General features: G+C 34.7%; 13 protein-coding genes. 9 read left to right on the forward strand and 4 right to left on the reverse strand.

Translation table 11 applies throughout. The features are described 5' to 3' along the window. Both J2Z60_RS03720 and J2Z60_RS03725 read left to right on the forward strand, forming a co-directional pair. Positions 1 to 1,668 carry a PTS lactose transporter subunit IIBC gene (locus J2Z60_RS03720; protein ID WP_209686331.1) on the forward strand — a complete coding sequence of 556 codons (1,668 nt, stop codon included), beginning with the start codon at positions 1 to 3 and terminating at the stop codon, positions 1,666 to 1,668. 112 nt (positions 1,669 to 1,780) lie between these two features. Continuing rightward, complete coding sequence (locus J2Z60_RS03725) at positions 1,781 to 4,660, forward strand: right-handed parallel beta-helix repeat-containing protein (RefSeq protein ID WP_209686332.1); 2,880 nt, start codon at positions 1,781 to 1,783, stop codon at positions 4,658 to 4,660. Positions 4,661 to 4,727: 67 nt separating this feature from the next. Here J2Z60_RS03725 and J2Z60_RS03730 read toward each other — a convergent pair whose 3' ends face one another. Beyond that, positions 4,728 to 5,240, reverse strand: a complete 513-nt coding sequence (locus J2Z60_RS03730; RefSeq protein ID WP_209686333.1) for a GtrA family protein — start codon at positions 5,238 to 5,240, stop codon at positions 4,728 to 4,730. Continuing rightward, complete coding sequence (locus J2Z60_RS03735) at positions 5,233 to 5,679, reverse strand: flavodoxin (protein WP_209686334.1); 447 nt, start codon at positions 5,677 to 5,679, stop codon at positions 5,233 to 5,235. Before J2Z60_RS03735 ends, J2Z60_RS03730 begins: the two co-directional genes overlap by 8 nt. Before the next feature lie 141 nt (positions 5,680 to 5,820). On the opposite strand from J2Z60_RS03735, the gene map reads away from it, so the two are divergent. From map to galU, 3 genes are all read left to right on the forward strand, one after another. Next, on the forward strand, positions 5,821 to 6,642 hold the full coding sequence (gene map, locus J2Z60_RS03740) for a type I methionyl aminopeptidase (protein ID WP_209686335.1): 822 nt from the start codon (positions 5,821 to 5,823) through the stop codon (positions 6,640 to 6,642). Between the two features lie 5 nt (positions 6,643 to 6,647). Beyond that, a complete protein-coding gene (locus J2Z60_RS03745) occupies positions 6,648 to 7,565 on the forward strand; it encodes a YihY/virulence factor BrkB family protein (protein WP_209686336.1) in 918 nt (305 codons plus the stop codon). A 90-nt stretch (positions 7,566 to 7,655) separates the two neighbouring features. Beyond that, a complete protein-coding gene (gene galU / locus J2Z60_RS03750; protein ID WP_209686337.1) occupies positions 7,656 to 8,564 on the forward strand; it encodes a UTP--glucose-1-phosphate uridylyltransferase GalU in 909 nt (302 codons plus the stop codon). Positions 8,565 to 8,617: 53 nt separating this feature from the next. Here galU and J2Z60_RS03755 read toward each other — a convergent pair whose 3' ends face one another. Then, positions 8,618 to 8,911 (reverse strand): hypothetical protein, encoded by a 294-nt coding sequence (locus J2Z60_RS03755; protein ID WP_209686338.1) that lies wholly within the window; start codon positions 8,909 to 8,911, stop codon positions 8,618 to 8,620. Positions 8,912 to 8,989: 78 nt separating this feature from the next. On the opposite strand from J2Z60_RS03755, the gene J2Z60_RS03760 reads away from it, so the two are divergent. The 4 genes from J2Z60_RS03760 to J2Z60_RS03775 all read left to right on the forward strand — a co-directional run bounded on the left by J2Z60_RS03760 (position 8,990) and on the right by J2Z60_RS03775 (position 13,598). Beyond that, positions 8,990 to 9,937 (forward strand): alpha/beta hydrolase, encoded by a 948-nt coding sequence (locus tag J2Z60_RS03760; protein WP_209686339.1) that lies wholly within the window; start codon positions 8,990 to 8,992, stop codon positions 9,935 to 9,937. Positions 9,938 to 10,057: 120 nt separating this feature from the next. Next, a complete protein-coding gene (locus J2Z60_RS03765) occupies positions 10,058 to 11,221 on the forward strand; it encodes a thiolase family protein (RefSeq protein WP_209686340.1) in 1,164 nt (387 codons plus the stop codon). Beyond that, positions 11,221 to 12,435 carry a hydroxymethylglutaryl-CoA reductase gene (locus J2Z60_RS03770; RefSeq protein WP_209686341.1) on the forward strand — a complete coding sequence of 405 codons (1,215 nt, stop codon included), beginning with the start codon at positions 11,221 to 11,223 and terminating at the stop codon, positions 12,433 to 12,435. The genes J2Z60_RS03765 and J2Z60_RS03770 overlap by 1 nt, the downstream gene beginning before the upstream one ends. Continuing rightward, positions 12,435 to 13,598, forward strand: a complete 1,164-nt coding sequence (locus J2Z60_RS03775) for a hydroxymethylglutaryl-CoA synthase (protein WP_209686342.1) — start codon at positions 12,435 to 12,437, stop codon at positions 13,596 to 13,598. Before J2Z60_RS03770 ends, J2Z60_RS03775 begins: the two co-directional genes overlap by 1 nt. Before the next feature lie 303 nt (positions 13,599 to 13,901). Here the strand turns inward: J2Z60_RS03775 and rlmD are convergent, their stop codons facing one another. Then, positions 13,902 to 15,281 carry a 23S rRNA (uracil(1939)-C(5))-methyltransferase RlmD gene (gene rlmD / locus J2Z60_RS03780; protein ID WP_209686343.1) on the reverse strand — a complete coding sequence of 460 codons (1,380 nt, stop codon included), beginning with the start codon at positions 15,279 to 15,281 and terminating at the stop codon, positions 13,902 to 13,904. Between the last annotated feature and the right edge of the window lie 103 nt (positions 15,282 to 15,384).

A 15,384-nucleotide genomic window follows, 5' to 3' on the forward strand; every position in this document is an offset into this window, starting at 1 on the left:
ATGAATGTCGTTATAAATGCAATTGAAAAGCACAAAAATTTTTTTGAGAAATTATCAAAAAATAATTACTTAATGGCGATAAAAGATGGCTTTACTGCAGTAATGCCAATTGTAATGTTTGCTAGTTTAATGTTGCTAATATCTTCATTACCACCATTATTTGGTATCCAGCTACCACAAGGACTTAGCGCATGGTTAACAAAAGTTTATAACTTTACCATGGGAATTTTAGCTTTAATGGTTGCTGGCACAACTGCCAAAAACTTAGCAGATAATTTCAATCGTTCAATGCCAAATGGCCGAGTTATCAATGCGACATCTACAATGCTTGCATCAATGTGTGGTTTTCTATTTTTAGCTGTTACAGCTGAAGTTAGGACTGGTGCATTTAGTGTTACTTATCTAAGCTCACAAGGATTGCTTTCCTCATTTGTAGCATCATTTATTGTAGTTAATGTCTATCGTATATGTATTTTAAAAAATGTTACGATTAAGCTTCCTAAACAAGTCCCTGGAACAATTTCACAAGCATTTAAAGATATTTTTCCATTTGCTTTAGCTGTTCTTGCGTGCTCTTTGATCGATCTTCTTTCTAGAACATTTGCAGGGGTTCCTTTTGCTGAAGTTTTTCAGAAGTTTTTAACTCCTTTATTTAAAGGGGTAGAAACTTATCCTGGTATGTGTTTAATTTGGGGACTGTCTGCTCTCCTATGGTTTGTTGGTATTCATGGGCCTTCAATTGTTATGCCTGCTGTTACAGCTTTTCAATTAAGCAATACGGAAGCAAATTTAAAAATGTTTCAATTGGGTACACATGCCTCACATGCAATGACTAATAATTTTGGAAATTATATTGCTGCAATTGGCGGTACGGGTGCAACTTTTATTGTTCCAATATTATTGATTATCTTTATGAAGTCCCAACAATTAAAGACAGTTGGTAAAGCATCTCTTATTCCGGTACTTTTTGCTGTTAATGAACCATTGTTATTTGGTGCACCAATGATTCTCAATCCATATATGTTTGTTCCTTTTATAGTTACTCCTATGGTAAATGTTATCCTAGGAAAATTCTTTATTGATATTTTGGGAATGAATGGAATGATTTATGCACTTCCTTGGACGGTTCCTGGACCGATTGGAATTTTATTAAATACACATTTTCAAGTGATTTCTTGGATTTTTATTGTAATTTTATTATTTATTGATGCTGTAATTTATCTACCATTTCTAAAAGCTTATGATAGACAATTATTAACTCAAGAAGAACTTAAAGAAAGTAAGATTATAGGAAAAGAAGATTCAAAAAAGAGTATTAAAAGAGATAATTTAGTAAAATACGAAGATAAATTATCTGGATTAAAAGTTTTAGTACTTTGTGCTGGTGCAGGCACAAGTGCTCAACTAGCGAACTCTATTAACGAAGGAGCTAAAAAATATAAGTTAGATGTTATAGCTAACTCAGGTGCATATGGAGCACATCGTGATATTCTGAAGAATTACAATGTTGTGATTCTAGCTCCTCAAGTTCGTTTGTATTATGACGATATAAAAGAAGATACCAATAAACTTAATATTAAATTGATTTCAACTAAAGGGGCGCAGTATATCAATTTAACTCACAATCCAAAGCAAGCAATAGAATTTCTGAAGAATCAGATAAGTTAATTTTTTAACTTTGTAGTCTTTAATATTATTTAAAATGTTCAAGTTAATTTATAAGGTAAAAAGTGCTACTGAAAATAGACCATGTTCAAATTAATGAAAGGAAATGGTTACGATGAAGAAAATACTTTTCGGTATGTTGATGCTGCTTGCTGTGATTTGCTGTGTTGGATTAGATAGAGTATACGCTGAAGGATTGCCCCAGACTACTTATAAAGTAAGTTTACAAGTAACAACTAATGGTCAGAAGAGTAATATAGGTGGAGAGTTACTAACTGAAAAGAATATATTGGAAGGTAAAGCCGGGGATGTAATTAAGTTGATTCCTAAACCTAAGCCAGGATATATTTTTAATGGATATAAATCATATAGGACAGATGATGGCGCTAGCACAGATGGATTATTGGATATTGTCAACAATAAGTTTGAGCTAAGTGATAAGATTGGTAACGTCACTATTTATGCTGATTTTATAAAAGAAGTAAAAGATCCAGATGTATATTTTAAAGAAGATTTTAATCAGAATAATTCTTTATTGAGATTTGATTATTCTAATGATGTAAAACTTAGTGATGGGGCTGTTTTATTATCACCAAAAACCCAGTCTAGTTATTTAAAATATAATTTAAAAAATATTTCTGTAACTGAAAATTCTAATGTTGGATATGGTCTTGCGTTTTCATTGGGGCAAGTAGGTGAAGTCAAAGAATATAATACAGTAAGAATAATTTTTAGAAGTAGTGGAGCAATAAAATATTTTTTAGAATTAACAGGAAAGAAAGCTCTACTAAAAAAGTCAACTAATCAAGGCGAGAATATCTTAGATGAAGTAAATTTTAAATTAGATAGGGCAATCCATACATATAAAATTAATGTAATAGCTGGTAATGTTAATATAGAAGTAGATAATCACGCAATATTGAACTATAGCCTTGTAAAGGACGATTCTTTTAATAACACAAGACCAGTATTCGATGTAGAAGAAAAATCTTTGTATCGTTCTGTTGTATTAGACAACATAGAAATAAAAAAGATTAATAGAACTATTAATATAAAAGTACTTTCAATGATTGATAGTGTTGAAGATAAGCAACACATAGCGGGAACGGTTACTTTAAGCAACTACAAAGTAATTCCTGGTGAAAAAGTAAAAATTTCATGCATGAATAAACCTGGTTACCAGTTTCAATCTTATGAAATTTCTCAACTTGGCTCATTCATAAATAATGAATTCATTGTTCCTAATAATGTACAAGTAGATTCTATAACTTTAATTGTTAAGTTTAAGAAAAGTACTAGTGTAAGCGAAAAAGTAAGTTATTATATAGATTCAAATTCAGGTAATGATAGTAATTCTGGAAAAAGTGAATCAGAGCCATGGAGGTCATTAAATAATTTAAAACATGTAGTATTGAATCCTGGGGATAAGATTTTATTAAAATCAGGAAGTAAATTTTATGGTAAGCAGTCTGCTTTATCTTTTAAAGGAAGTGGAACATCGGAAGATAAGATAATTATTACTTCGTATGGAAATGGTGACAGACCACAATTGAATGGACAAGGTGAAATAGAAAATGTCATTTCTCTATTTAATCAAGAATATATAACGATTAAGGGACTAGAGATAACTAATTTGTCTAGTAGATACAATACGTCATTTTTGCTAAATTCAAGTAATAACCGTTCACTTAATTTAAGAGGAATTAATGTTTCTGCTAAAGATTATGGTATTGTTCATGGAATTACGATTCAAGATATGTATATTCATGATATAAACGGTAACATCAGCTCTAAATGGAATGGCGGTATTTTCTTCGATGTGAAAGCAACAGTAAATAAAGGCACGTTAGAAGGAGTACCTACAAAGTATGATTCTATTTTAATTGAAAATTGTAAATTAGAGAAAGTTGATCGCTCAGCTATAAAACTAATCTCTTCAAGTTGGTGTAATCAATCTACAAAGAACAATTCTACGTTACCGATAAATTGGTATCCTTCAACTAATGTTGTTGTGAAAGATAATAGAATTAATAAAGTTGGAGGAGATGGTATAACAGTTAGGGATACAGATAAAGCTTTAATAGAGTATAATTTAGTAACTCATGCTAGATATCAAAATACAGGATACAATGCAGGAATCTGGCCTTTTGAAGCAAGTAATACAGTTATTCAGTATAATGAAGTAGCCTATACACATGGTGTACAAGATGGACAGGGATTTGATTGTGACCACCTATGCAAGAATACTGTAATGCAATATAACTATAGTCATAACAATGAGGGTGGATTTATGTTGATTATGAATGGATTCCCTCATACTGGTCCAACTGTAAGGTATAATATTAGTCAAAATGATAATGATAAAACATTTGAATTTTCTAGAGGTATTCCATCTGGAACAGCAATATACAGTAATACCATTTACTCTAAAAAAGTATTAAGTGGTAGATCAGGAATAATTGATGTTGCAAATTCTAAAGCAGGGACAGGTAATAGAGAAGCATATTTGTTTAACAATATTTTTTACTATCCTAACTCACAAAGCTTCTACGTATTAAAGAGTGAGGCTCCAAATAATAAGGCTAAATTCCATTTAGATAGCAATTGCTATCTAGGCGGAATAAGCCAACCTGATGAAGAAACGAATGAGATAAAAGGTATTGTATTGAATAATGCAGGATCTGGTCCAGAAGATATTAATGCTGATAGACCAAGAACTGGAAAGTATCTGATTAATGAACTAGTTGGCTATAAATCAAATTCTGCTTTACCAAAAGAATTAGATTTTAATTCAGCACTTAAAAAGTGGGGAAGATTAGATTATATGCCTAATAATAAATCACCTTTGGATTACTACAATGAGATGACAAATAAAGCAAGTGTTGAGGCAATAGCTATCAATTATCCTGAAATAAATGGTGTAAGTTATAACCAAGATTTCTTTGGTAATAAAATTAGTAATCATACAAGTTCAGTAGGCGCATTTTCTGAATAGCTTTTTATATTGCTAAGTCTGGCTCTAAAGAAATTTGGATAAAATAAAAATTCCCAAGCTGAAAAGCTTAGGAATTTTTTTTGCCAAAGTGCTTTTTAAATTTTTCTGCAAACTTATTACTAGTATTCAAAAAAATAGACTTAGTAGTAAGATAGTTAAATATCCCGACAACAATTTGGTCAATTATCTTTACAAATAGAGTATTCCAATGGAGCCAGGACAGACCAACTAGCATGATTAAGTTATCGGGAATAATGCTTAATATCCGATAAACAAAAAATAGCCCCAACTGATACAGTGTGCTATGCGTTTCGTCTACATTATCAATGAAGACGCCATGCTTATTGAAAAAGAATGAGGCTAAATTAGAAATAACAAATGCAATGGTATTGGCATAAATTAGGGGTATCTTCCACCAATTATGAAAAACCATAAAAGCCACAATATTTATCAAAGCAGCCAAAAAGCCAAAAATCATATAAACATAAAAACTCTTGTGCCGAGTAACTAAGCGTGCCCCAAGCAGACGTAATTGTGCTTTTGTGACCTTTTGGTTGTCTCTTTGATACCTTTTAGTCATTGAACGCCTCGGTCATTTGCGCAGCAGCTTGATCAATAAGGTTAATATCTTCATCATCTACTGCATTTTCAATCTTTACTGGAGTAGCTACTTCAACGGCACCACACTTTTTGAATGCTTTTTCGAAGTCATCGACATTTTCGCAGTAATGTTCCTTATAAGTCTTGTCACCTGATCCCATGACTGCGAACTTCTTACCACTTAAGTCTAATTCAATTAACTGGTCATAAAAATCTCTCAACTCATCGGTCATTACACCTTCACCATATGTGTAAGTTACCATAATACAGAGATCACTATTTAAGTAGTTGCTAGCATCCGCAAAACTCACATCAGTTGACTCTACATCAAAACCAGCATCTTGTAAGCTTTCTTCCAAGATTTCAGCCATATCTTCGTTGTTGCCAGTCATACTAGCAAAAACAATCTGTGCTTTCATTTAAATTGCTTCTTTCATTGTTTTTTATTTTATTATACTAAAGCATTTCGAGATTGTGTAAACAGAACAAGAAAATCTTTTAAAAAAGCTTTATAATGAAGAAGACACTTTTAATTTTAGAAACAAAGGAGATTTTTTAAATTGATTACAATTAAATCCAAACGTGAATTGCAAGGTATGCAAAAGTCAGGACGTTTACTTGCTTCTATGTTTGAAGGTTTGCGTGACATTATTAAGCCAGGAATCTCTACTTGGGAAATCGAAAAGTTTGCGCAAAAGTTCGTTAAGAGTCGTGGTGGACGCTTATCAGAACAAGGTTTTGAAGGATATAAGTATGGTACTTGCATCTCTGTTAATGATGAGATTGCCCATGCTATTCCAAGAAAGAATAAGATCTTGCAAGAAGGTGATTTGGTTAGTGTTGATGTAACTTGCAACTTAGATGGCTATGAAACTGATTCATGTACTACCTATGCCGTAGGTAAGATTTCTCAAGAAGACCAACGTTTAATGGATGTTACTAAGAAGGCTATGTACATGGGAATTGACCAAGCCTTAGTTGGTAATCGAATTGGTGATATTGGTAGTGTTATTCAAAAATACGTTGAAGATGAAAATGGCTTCGGCGATGTACGTGAATTAGTCGGTCATGGCATTCAACCAACTATACATGAAGATCCAGAAGTTCCACACTACGGCAAGGCTGGTCATGGCTTACGCTTACGTGAAGGGATGACAATCACTGTTGAACCAATGGTAGAAGCAGGAGGAGATTGGAGAATTACCCAACATACTGTTTCTGATCCAAACGATGACTGGGTTTATTATGCTACTCCAGATGGCTCAAAGGCTGCCCAATTTGAACATACCTTTGCAATTACTAAGGATGGTCCTAAGATCCTTACCCTTCAAAAACCTTATGATGGTTTAGAAAAATACATCCCTCACTTTGATGAAGAATAATTATTATGAAGCATAAATTCTCTGAGCTTAAGACTCAGACTAAAGGCTTTATTAAGGGATTTTCGCAAGCAATTTCAGATGGTGAGATAACTCAACACTCAATTGTTATTGCTTATTATGTATTATTTAGTATATTTCCAATTATTATTATCATTGGGAATGTCTTGCCATTGTTTAAAATTGCTACTAAACCAATTGCGGATTATTTGAGTGTTATTTTTCCTGTTCAGGTATCAGAATTTTTGATGCCGATGATTAATAGCTTATTAAGTAAGCATTCTGGTGGTATTTTATCATTTGGTATTATTGTAGCAATTTGGTCGTTTTCCGGATTAATAAATTCAATCAGAATTGCGATGAACAAGGTTTATGGCGTTCACTTGCAAGAGAAACATGAGCCATGGTGGAATGCGGTTGTTAGTCGAATTTTGACATTTGCTGCTAGTGCATTGATGATTTTTTTGTGGACTTTATTAACTTTAGTGTTAACTTTTGGTCAACAAATTGTTAGCTTCTTAGCGCCAATTTTTCAACTTCATTTAGAGTGGATTTATAAGTTCGAAAGTTATAAGTGGCCCTTGATTATCTTGATGATGTTAATTGTTAACATCTATTTGAATTATTTTTTGCCTAATATAAATGGGGTTAAGAGAGTTGTTGTTCCAGGGGCGATTTTTACCACTATTGGCTGGAGCGCCTTATCTTATTTCTTTGGTCTATATTTAAAATACTTCGGTACTAAATGGCAGAATTATGGTATTGTTGGAACCTTTATTGTGTTTATGCTTTGGATGAATATTAGTGCACTTATCTTTTTGATTGGTGTTTGCATTAATGCTAGTTTGAATGTGATTAAGCATGGAGAGGTACAATATACTAAGTCCTCAGTCTTATCAGCCTTGCGTCAAAGCTCCAAAAAGTAAATTATCTTTTAAGAATGACGTAAGCGGTTATTTTTGATAAGATAAAAGCTAAGGGAAGTTTTTATTTTTTGAGGAAAGAGATCAAGATAAATGAAAGTAAGAAAAGCAGTTATTCCTGCAGCAGGATTAGGAACAAGATTTTTACCAGCTACTAAGGCCATGCCTAAAGAAATGTTACCAATCGTAGATAAGCCTACGATTCAATTTATTGTTGAAGAGGCTAAAAAGTCTGGTATTGAAGATATTTTGATTGTTACTGGTAAGAATAAGCGTCCAATTGAAGACCACTTCGATTCTAATCCTGAATTGGAACAAAACTTAAAAGAAAAGCACAAGGATAAGTTATTGGAATTGACTCAATCAATTACAGACTTAGGTGTTAACTTGTACTACACTCGTCAACCACACCCAGCAGGCTTAGGGGATGCAATTTCTAGAGCTCGCAGCTTCGTTGGTAATGAGCCGTTTGTAGTAATGCTTGGTGATGACTTAATGTCAGATAAGGTTCCTTTGACTAAGCAATTAATTAACCGCTACGAAAAGACTCATGCTTCAACTATCGCTGTAATGAAAGTGCCACATGAAGAAGTATCTAAGTATGGTGTAATTAAGCCAGCAGGAGAGATTGAGCCAGGCTTAATCAATGTAGAATCTTTCGTTGAAAAGCCAGCCATTGAAGAAGCACCTAGTGACTTGGCAATCATTGGTCGTTACTTATTGACACCAGAGATTTTTGATATTTTAGCAACTCAAAAGCCTGGTCGTGGTGGCGAAATCCAATTGACCGACGCCATTGATACTATGAACAAGACTCAACGTGTCTTTGCTCATGAATTTAAGGGTGACCGTCATGATGTTGGTAACAAGGAAGGTTACTTGGAAACTTCAATTGAGTATGGTCTTACTCACCCAGAGATTAAAGATGAGCTACGTGATTACATCATTAACTTGGGTAAAGAATTATCTCAAGCAAGCACAAAAAATAAAAAAGAAAAGTAATATAAAGAGAATGAGTGCTAAGCATCACAATAGATGTTTATGCACTCATTTTTTTAAAATAAATAAATTTTCCCTTGTTGCAAGTCAATTTGAACACCATATATTTCGTTTCTTATATTTTGATGATTAATAAATAGGCTAGTATCGGTTTGATGAACCTGGCGCAGAATTTTCTGAATATTAGCTAGTGACTTAGGATAAGTATTTTTAGTTTCGAATAAGCATTCCTGCGTTGAAAGTGTAACCTTAGCTATTGGATAGATCTTGTCTTTCTTTTGTGGGCGATAATATAAAAAATATTTAGGATTTAAATCCTGAGTTAATTGTAAAAATGAATCTAATTTCATCTGTCTAAAAATTAAAGTTGAATACTATTAAAAATAGAATTAATATAGTTATTATACTTTATAAAAAGAAGGATAATAATGTTTAAAAAGCGCAAAAGACTTTGGATAACAATCATCTCTATTATAGCAGTTGTAGGGGTAATATTTGCAGGAGCAGGGATGTACTTTTACAATGTGGCGATTGTTCCTGGCCAAAAGAGCTTCCTTAGCAAAAAGCAAAAGCTAAAAAAGACCGACCCACTATATAAGCAGACTAAGTGGTATCAAAATATCAAAAAGCAAAAGTGGGTAATGAAGTCAGCAGATGATAACTTAGAACTTGATGCTAACTATATTCCAGATGGCAATTCCAAAAAGACTGCCATTCTCTTACATGGCTATATGAATAATAAGGATAATATGGGCCCATATGCGGCAATGTTCCACCAATTAGGTTATAATACATTATTGCCTGATGCTCGTGGTCATGGTCAAAGTCAAGGGCACTATATAGGTTATGGCTGGCGTGAGAAGGTTGACGTTAGAAAATGGGTTAAAAGAGTAATTAAGCACAATGGTAAAGATAGCCAAATCGTAATCTTTGGTGTAAGTATGGGTGGAGCCACGACAATGATGACTAGCGGCTTACATCTTCCTAACCAAGTTAAGGCCTTTGTAGAAGATTGTGGCTACACTAGTGCTAAAGATGAAATTGAACATGAAGCTCAAGCACTTTATCATATGCCAGCTTTTCCAAGATTCCCATTAGTTGAAACTTTAAGTGGAATTACGCGCCTTAGGGCAGGGTATTTCTTGGGCGATGCTAGCTCAGTTAAGCAATTGGCTAAAAATAAGCGACCAATCATGTTTATTCATGGATCTAAGGATACCTTTGTACCAACTTCAATGGTCTATAAAAATTATCAAGCAACTAAGGGGCCTAAGGAATTATGGATAGTTAAAGGTGCTAAGCACGCTAAGTCATTCAAAACTAATCCTAAAAAATATCAGGCTAAGATCAGTAACTTTTTGAATAAATACGTTTAAAATTATGTCAGCGCAAGGCTGACATTTTTTGTTTTTTCTTTAATATAGGCTTGAAATTGTGTTTTTGACATAGCTTTCAGTTAATATATATTTAAAAGGCTAAATTTAAGGAAGTAAAAAATGAAAAATATTTATATCGTTGGAGCAAAGAGAACTCCATTTGGTAAGTATCGTGGATTTTTGAAGGATAAGTCTGCGGTCGAATTAGGTGTAATTGCATTAAAGGCTTTACTGAACGAAAGTAAAGTTCAGGCTGATCAAATAGATAGTGTCTTGATAGGCAATGTCTTAGGTGCAGGTCTTGGTCAAAACATGGCTCGTCAAATCGCCTTAGGTGCAGATTTACCTGAAAGTGTTGTTGCTAGCGTGGTTGATGATGTCTGCGGCTCTAGCTTAAAGGCATTGCGCTTTTCTCAAGGACAAATGGAAATGGGCGATATTGGCATTGCCGTAGTTGGTGGTGCTGAGAGTATGACTAATGCTCCATTATTACTAGACAAGGCTGAAAAGCATAGTGATAAGCCTGACTTTGTCGATAGCTTGCAAGTTGACGGAATTGGTGATGCTTATTCTCAAAATCCAATGGGATTAACTGCTGAAAACGTCGCTGATAGGTATAACGTTACTCGTCAACAGATGGATGAATTCGCTTATAAATCTCATGAAAAAGCTTATGCAGCCTTAAAGAATGATTGGTTTAAAAATGAAATTATTCCAATTACGATTGATGGGCAAACTCTGTCTTCAGATGAAACAATTCGCCCTGATACTAGCGTTGAAGTTCTAAATACACTAAAGCCTGTCTTTAAAGAAGATGGGCGCGTTACTGCAGGTAATTCTTCGCCCTTGAGTGATGGGGCAAGCATGTTGCTACTAGCAACTGAAGATAAGATTGCAGAATTAAACTTACAACCACTTGCTCGGTTGGGGGCATTTAGTGAAGTGGGGTTTGATCCTGCTTATATGGGTTATGCACCATACTTAGCAATTAAGAAGCTTTTGGACCAAACTAATTCCACAATTGAAGATTATGACTTAGTAGAACTTAATGAGGCTTTTGCTTCTCAAGCTTATGCAGTAGCACGTGATCTTAATATTCCTCAATCTAAATTAAATGTTGCTGGTGGTGCAATTAGCTTGGGACACCCTCTTGGTGCAAGTGGCAGTCGGTTGGTAATGAGTGCCATTACTGGTCTAGAGAAGCTTGATGGTAAGCGGGCGATCGCATCATTATGTATTGGTGGCGGGCAAGCAATTGCTTATGAAATTAGGCGAATCAAATAATGAAATTTTATCGGTTGAGTCCACAAGAACGGAGAAAAATTCTAGTCAGTGAAGGAATTAAGTTATCTCAAGTTGATAACTCTATACTTGAGCGGCTTAATAATCTTAGCGAGAATGTGGTCGGTCAAGTTAGATTTCCTTTAAGTGTTGTTAAGAACTTAATAGTTAATAACAAGAGTTATTGGGTGCCAATGTCTGTTGAAGAGCCATCTGTTGTTGCAGCTGCTAATCATGGTGCTAATATTTTTGCCAAAAATGGTGGTATCTTGGCCCACAGTCAGCGTGATGGTATCTATGGTCAAATTGTGTTGAAGGTAGGAGATAACTTTAATCTGGCTGACCTAAAAGAAAGATTTCCCCAATATCTTGAATTAGCTAATACTAAATTTTCAAGTTTGGTAAGACATGGTGGAGGCGTAAGGGCCATTACAGCTAGGCAGGAAGATAACCTAGTCTACCTTAAGGTCTTAGTTGATCCTGCCCAAGCAATGGGGGCTAATAAGACGAACAGTATTTTAGAATTTTTAAGTCAAAAAATGGCTACCCTACCCAATGTAAAAGAAAAGTTATTTGCAATCTTGTCTAATTATCCTAGCCAATTAACAACAGCTAATGTTAAGTTAAAGGTATCTAGTCTAGGTGGACTAAAAACTGCTCAAAAAATTGCCTTGCTATCTAAGATTGGCAATAATGATCCATATCGGGCCGTTACTAACAATAAGGGGATTATGAATGGTGTCGATAGTGTATTGATAGCTACTGGTAATGATTATCGCGGTGTGGAAGCTGCAACTGCTGTTTTAGCAAGTGAGTCGGGTCAATATCGCAGCTTGAGTTCTTGGCAACTAGAGGGACAATATCTTCTAGGTAAGCTTACCCTGCCTTTGGCGATTGGAACTGTTGGCGGATCTATCTCTGCTAGAGAAGATATTCAACAAGCATTCTCAATCTTGAAGGGCGTTAATAGTGCAGAATTGGCTAATATAATTGCTGGAGTTGGTTTAGCTAATAACTTAGCAGCCTTATTAGCAATTTCAACTAAGGGTATTCAAGCTGGACATATGAAATTGCAAGCTCGCAATATAGTTGCAAGCCTAAAAGCTACAGAAGCTGAGCGAGAGGTAGTTTTAGCTGCAATGATTAAGACTAAGGAATTCTCTCAAAGTAAGGCCGAAGAAATATTATTAAAATTAAGAAAAAAAGAGGAAAGCTAATGAGTGTAGGAATTGATAAGATAGGATTTTTTACGCCAAATAAGTATGTTGATATGGTTGATTTAGCTCATGCTAGAAATGAAGATCCTAATAAGTTTTTGATCGGTATAGGTCAAACGGCTATGAGTATTGCTGATAAAACTCAAGATGCAGTATCAATGGGAATAAATGCAACTTTACGATATATGGACAAGATTGATAAGGATAAGGTTGGTCTATTAATTTTCGGAACTGAAAGTAGTGTTGATCAGTCTAAGTCAGCCTCACTTTTTGTTAAGAATGCCTTGAATTTACCAGCTAGTATGCGGGCTTTTGAAGTTAAGGAAGCATGCTTTGGCTTGACAGCGGGCTTAATGATGGCAAGGGACTTCGTCCGTGTGCATCCCGACCAAACAGCAATTGTTATTGGTAGTGATATTGCACGCTATGGAATCAAGACTCCGGGTGAAGTGACTCAAGGAGCAGGAAGTATCAGTTTATTAGTTAAGGATAATCCAAGTATTTTAGAGTTAAATGATGGTCACAGTGATTATAGTGAAGATATTAATGACTTCTGGCGTCCTAATAATTCTAAATTAGCCAAGGTAGATGGTAAGTATTCGACGCAAGTATACTTGGATTTCTTTTCTAAGACTTTTGAAGCCTATAAAAAGCAAAAAAATCTTGCTAATAAGGACTTCACCGCTATCACCTATCATATGCCCTTTACTAAGATGGCATTGAAGGCCAATAGGATAGCTATTGAAGGTCAAGATGAAGCTACTAGTCAGCGCTTGACCGATAAGTTTGAAGCAGCTAAGAAATGGAGCAGCTTGGTAGGCAATATCTATACTGGTTCTTTATACTTAAGCTTATTGAGCTTATTAGAACATGGTAATCTCAAAGCAGGAGATCTGGTTGGGTTATTCTCTTATGGCTCTGGTGCTATGGGGGAATTCTATTCAGGTAATGTGGTTTTAGGATACGAGGATCAATTAGATAAATCTGGTGATGAGGAGTTAATCAATAGTCGCCGTAAGTTATCAATTGCCGAATATGAGCAGATTTTTACTGATTCTTTAGCAGATCCTCAAGATGGAGTGGCTCTTTTAAGTGATGAAAAGCCTGGAACCTGGTACTTTGCAGGTACTAAGGATGATATTAGACAATATAAAAAGATTTAATAATTTTGAAAGTGCTTTCAATAGCTGGTATAATGATAAGAGTGGATGAGGTAATTGTTTGAATAATTTTTATCTCCAGATTGTAGTGTTTTTAAAGATAGATTCTCTTAGTAAAATCAATAGTCATTATTCAATGCACATTAAATAAGTGATGTTGATAAACTGCAAGCTGATTTTTGAGCTTCACTTAACTTGCAGCGCTAGATAGTAAAAATTACCTTAACCACCGAGCAGACTAACTAGAAATAGTTGGTCTGCTTTTTTAAATCAAAAAAAGACAGCCTTATTAGCTGTCTTTAAAAATTATCTATCTTTTCTTAAAATTAGCTTAGCCACGCCTTCCCAGCGAGGAGTCTGTGGCATCATGTCAACCGGTTTAATAACGCGAACATCATAGGCTTCGCTAAGTAAGATTAAATCTTTGGCCAAAGTTGATGGATTACATGAAATATAAACAAAAGTTTCAGGCTTTACCTCAAGAAGGGTCTTAATGAGTTTTTTGTTTAAGCCGGTTCTTGGTGGGTCAACGATAACGGCATCGATTGGCACACCTTGATTTTTTAATTCAGGAAGAATTTTTTCTACATTGCCTTGGATATATTCGGCATTCTTGATGTGGTTTAAGTCAGTGTTGTGTTGTGCATCGGCTACTGCTTCAGGGATGCTCTCAATCCCAATCACTTGGTGAGCACGATCGCTTGCTAGTATTCCTAGCGTTCCCACACCACTATAGGCATCAATTAATACTTGATCGGGTGTTAGATCTAAGTATTTCAAGGCTGTGCTGTAAAGGTTAGTTGTTTGCTTAGGATTTAATTGGAAGAAGGCACGAGGGGAAAGCTTAAACTTTTTGCCTAGGATTTCTTCGGTAATTTCATTTTTACCAAATAGCTTAGTTGTCTTATTACCCCAAACTTGAGGATTATTCCACTGGGTTTCATTTTGAAAGACGCTGACTACATTAGGCAAGTTCATTATTTCTTTAGCTAATGGAATTAGATTCTTGATTTGTTTACCAATTGTAATTAGAGTAACTTGAATTTCTTTAGTAGAAAAAGACTCTCTAACGACAATAGTTTTGATACCATCGGATTTTCGACGATAGTTAGCTACTGGTACTCTAAATTTAGTAATTAATTTTTTGATTTCGCGTTCAGTCTTTTGACTAGCCTTAGATTGGGTTGGCATTTCAGGTAAATCAATTAAGTCACGCGAGTTAGGGGCATACATCCCTAGCTTACTCTTACCCTTAAAGAATTCGATTTGATATTGGGCCTTATTGCGATAATTCCACTCATCTGGAGCTGGCAGGGTATTTTTTACTTTAATCTTTTGGTAATTACGTGGGTGGAATTTATTTAATGATTCGATCATCAGATTTTTTTTGAATTCAAGCTGTTTTTGGTAAGATAGATGAGCTAGTTCTAAGCCACCAACCCGGGAATCTACTCCCTTAGGAAAAGCTACACGGTTAGGAGACTTTTCTTTGATCCTTACTAGTTGTCCTTCAAGATAGTGGGGGAAGCGGTTAGTAATTTTGGCTACGACTACTTCATCTGGTAAGGCTCCAGGAATAAAAATAATTTTCTTTTTGTAATAGCCGATTCCTTCACCATTGATCCCTAAGCGTTTAATAGTAACAATGATGTCTTTGGTAATTTTATTTTTTGTAAATTTTGTCAAAATTAAGTCCTCATTTCGATTAAACCTAAAAAAAGTGTCACAATTATCATAAGCGCTATTTATTTTTAGCACAAGCAAATTAATTGCGTAATTATTATTATAA

Origin of the sequence: Lactobacillus colini (assembly GCF_017874575.1) — a bacterium.
GTDB classification, from domain to species: domain Bacteria; phylum Bacillota; class Bacilli; order Lactobacillales; family Lactobacillaceae; genus Lactobacillus; species Lactobacillus colini.

Bases quoted from the DNA above. Each gene is read 5' to 3' on its own strand.
- J2Z60_RS03735 (WP_209686334.1), bottom strand. From the start codon at position 5,679: ATGAAAGCACAGATTGTTTTTGCTAGTATGACTGGCAACAACGAAGAT.
- J2Z60_RS03765 (WP_209686340.1), top strand. From the start codon at position 10,058: ATGAAAAATATTTATATCGTTGGAGCAAAGAGAACTCCATTTGGTAAG.
- J2Z60_RS03720 (WP_209686331.1), top strand. From the start codon at position 1: ATGAATGTCGTTATAAATGCAATTGAAAAGCACAAAAATTTTTTTGAG.
- J2Z60_RS03760 (WP_209686339.1), top strand. From the start codon at position 8,990: ATGTTTAAAAAGCGCAAAAGACTTTGGATAACAATCATCTCTATTATA.
- J2Z60_RS03745 (WP_209686336.1), top strand. From the start codon at position 6,648: ATGAAGCATAAATTCTCTGAGCTTAAGACTCAGACTAAAGGCTTTATT.
- galU (WP_209686337.1), top strand. From the start codon at position 7,656: ATGAAAGTAAGAAAAGCAGTTATTCCTGCAGCAGGATTAGGAACAAGA.
- J2Z60_RS03775 (WP_209686342.1), top strand. From the start codon at position 12,435: ATGAGTGTAGGAATTGATAAGATAGGATTTTTTACGCCAAATAAGTAT.
- J2Z60_RS03770 (WP_209686341.1), top strand. From the start codon at position 11,221: ATGAAATTTTATCGGTTGAGTCCACAAGAACGGAGAAAAATTCTAGTC.
- J2Z60_RS03755 (WP_209686338.1), bottom strand. From the start codon at position 8,911: ATGAAATTAGATTCATTTTTACAATTAACTCAGGATTTAAATCCTAAA.
- J2Z60_RS03730 (WP_209686333.1), bottom strand. From the start codon at position 5,240: ATGACTAAAAGGTATCAAAGAGACAACCAAAAGGTCACAAAAGCACAA.
- J2Z60_RS03725 (WP_209686332.1), top strand. From the start codon at position 1,781: ATGAAGAAAATACTTTTCGGTATGTTGATGCTGCTTGCTGTGATTTGC.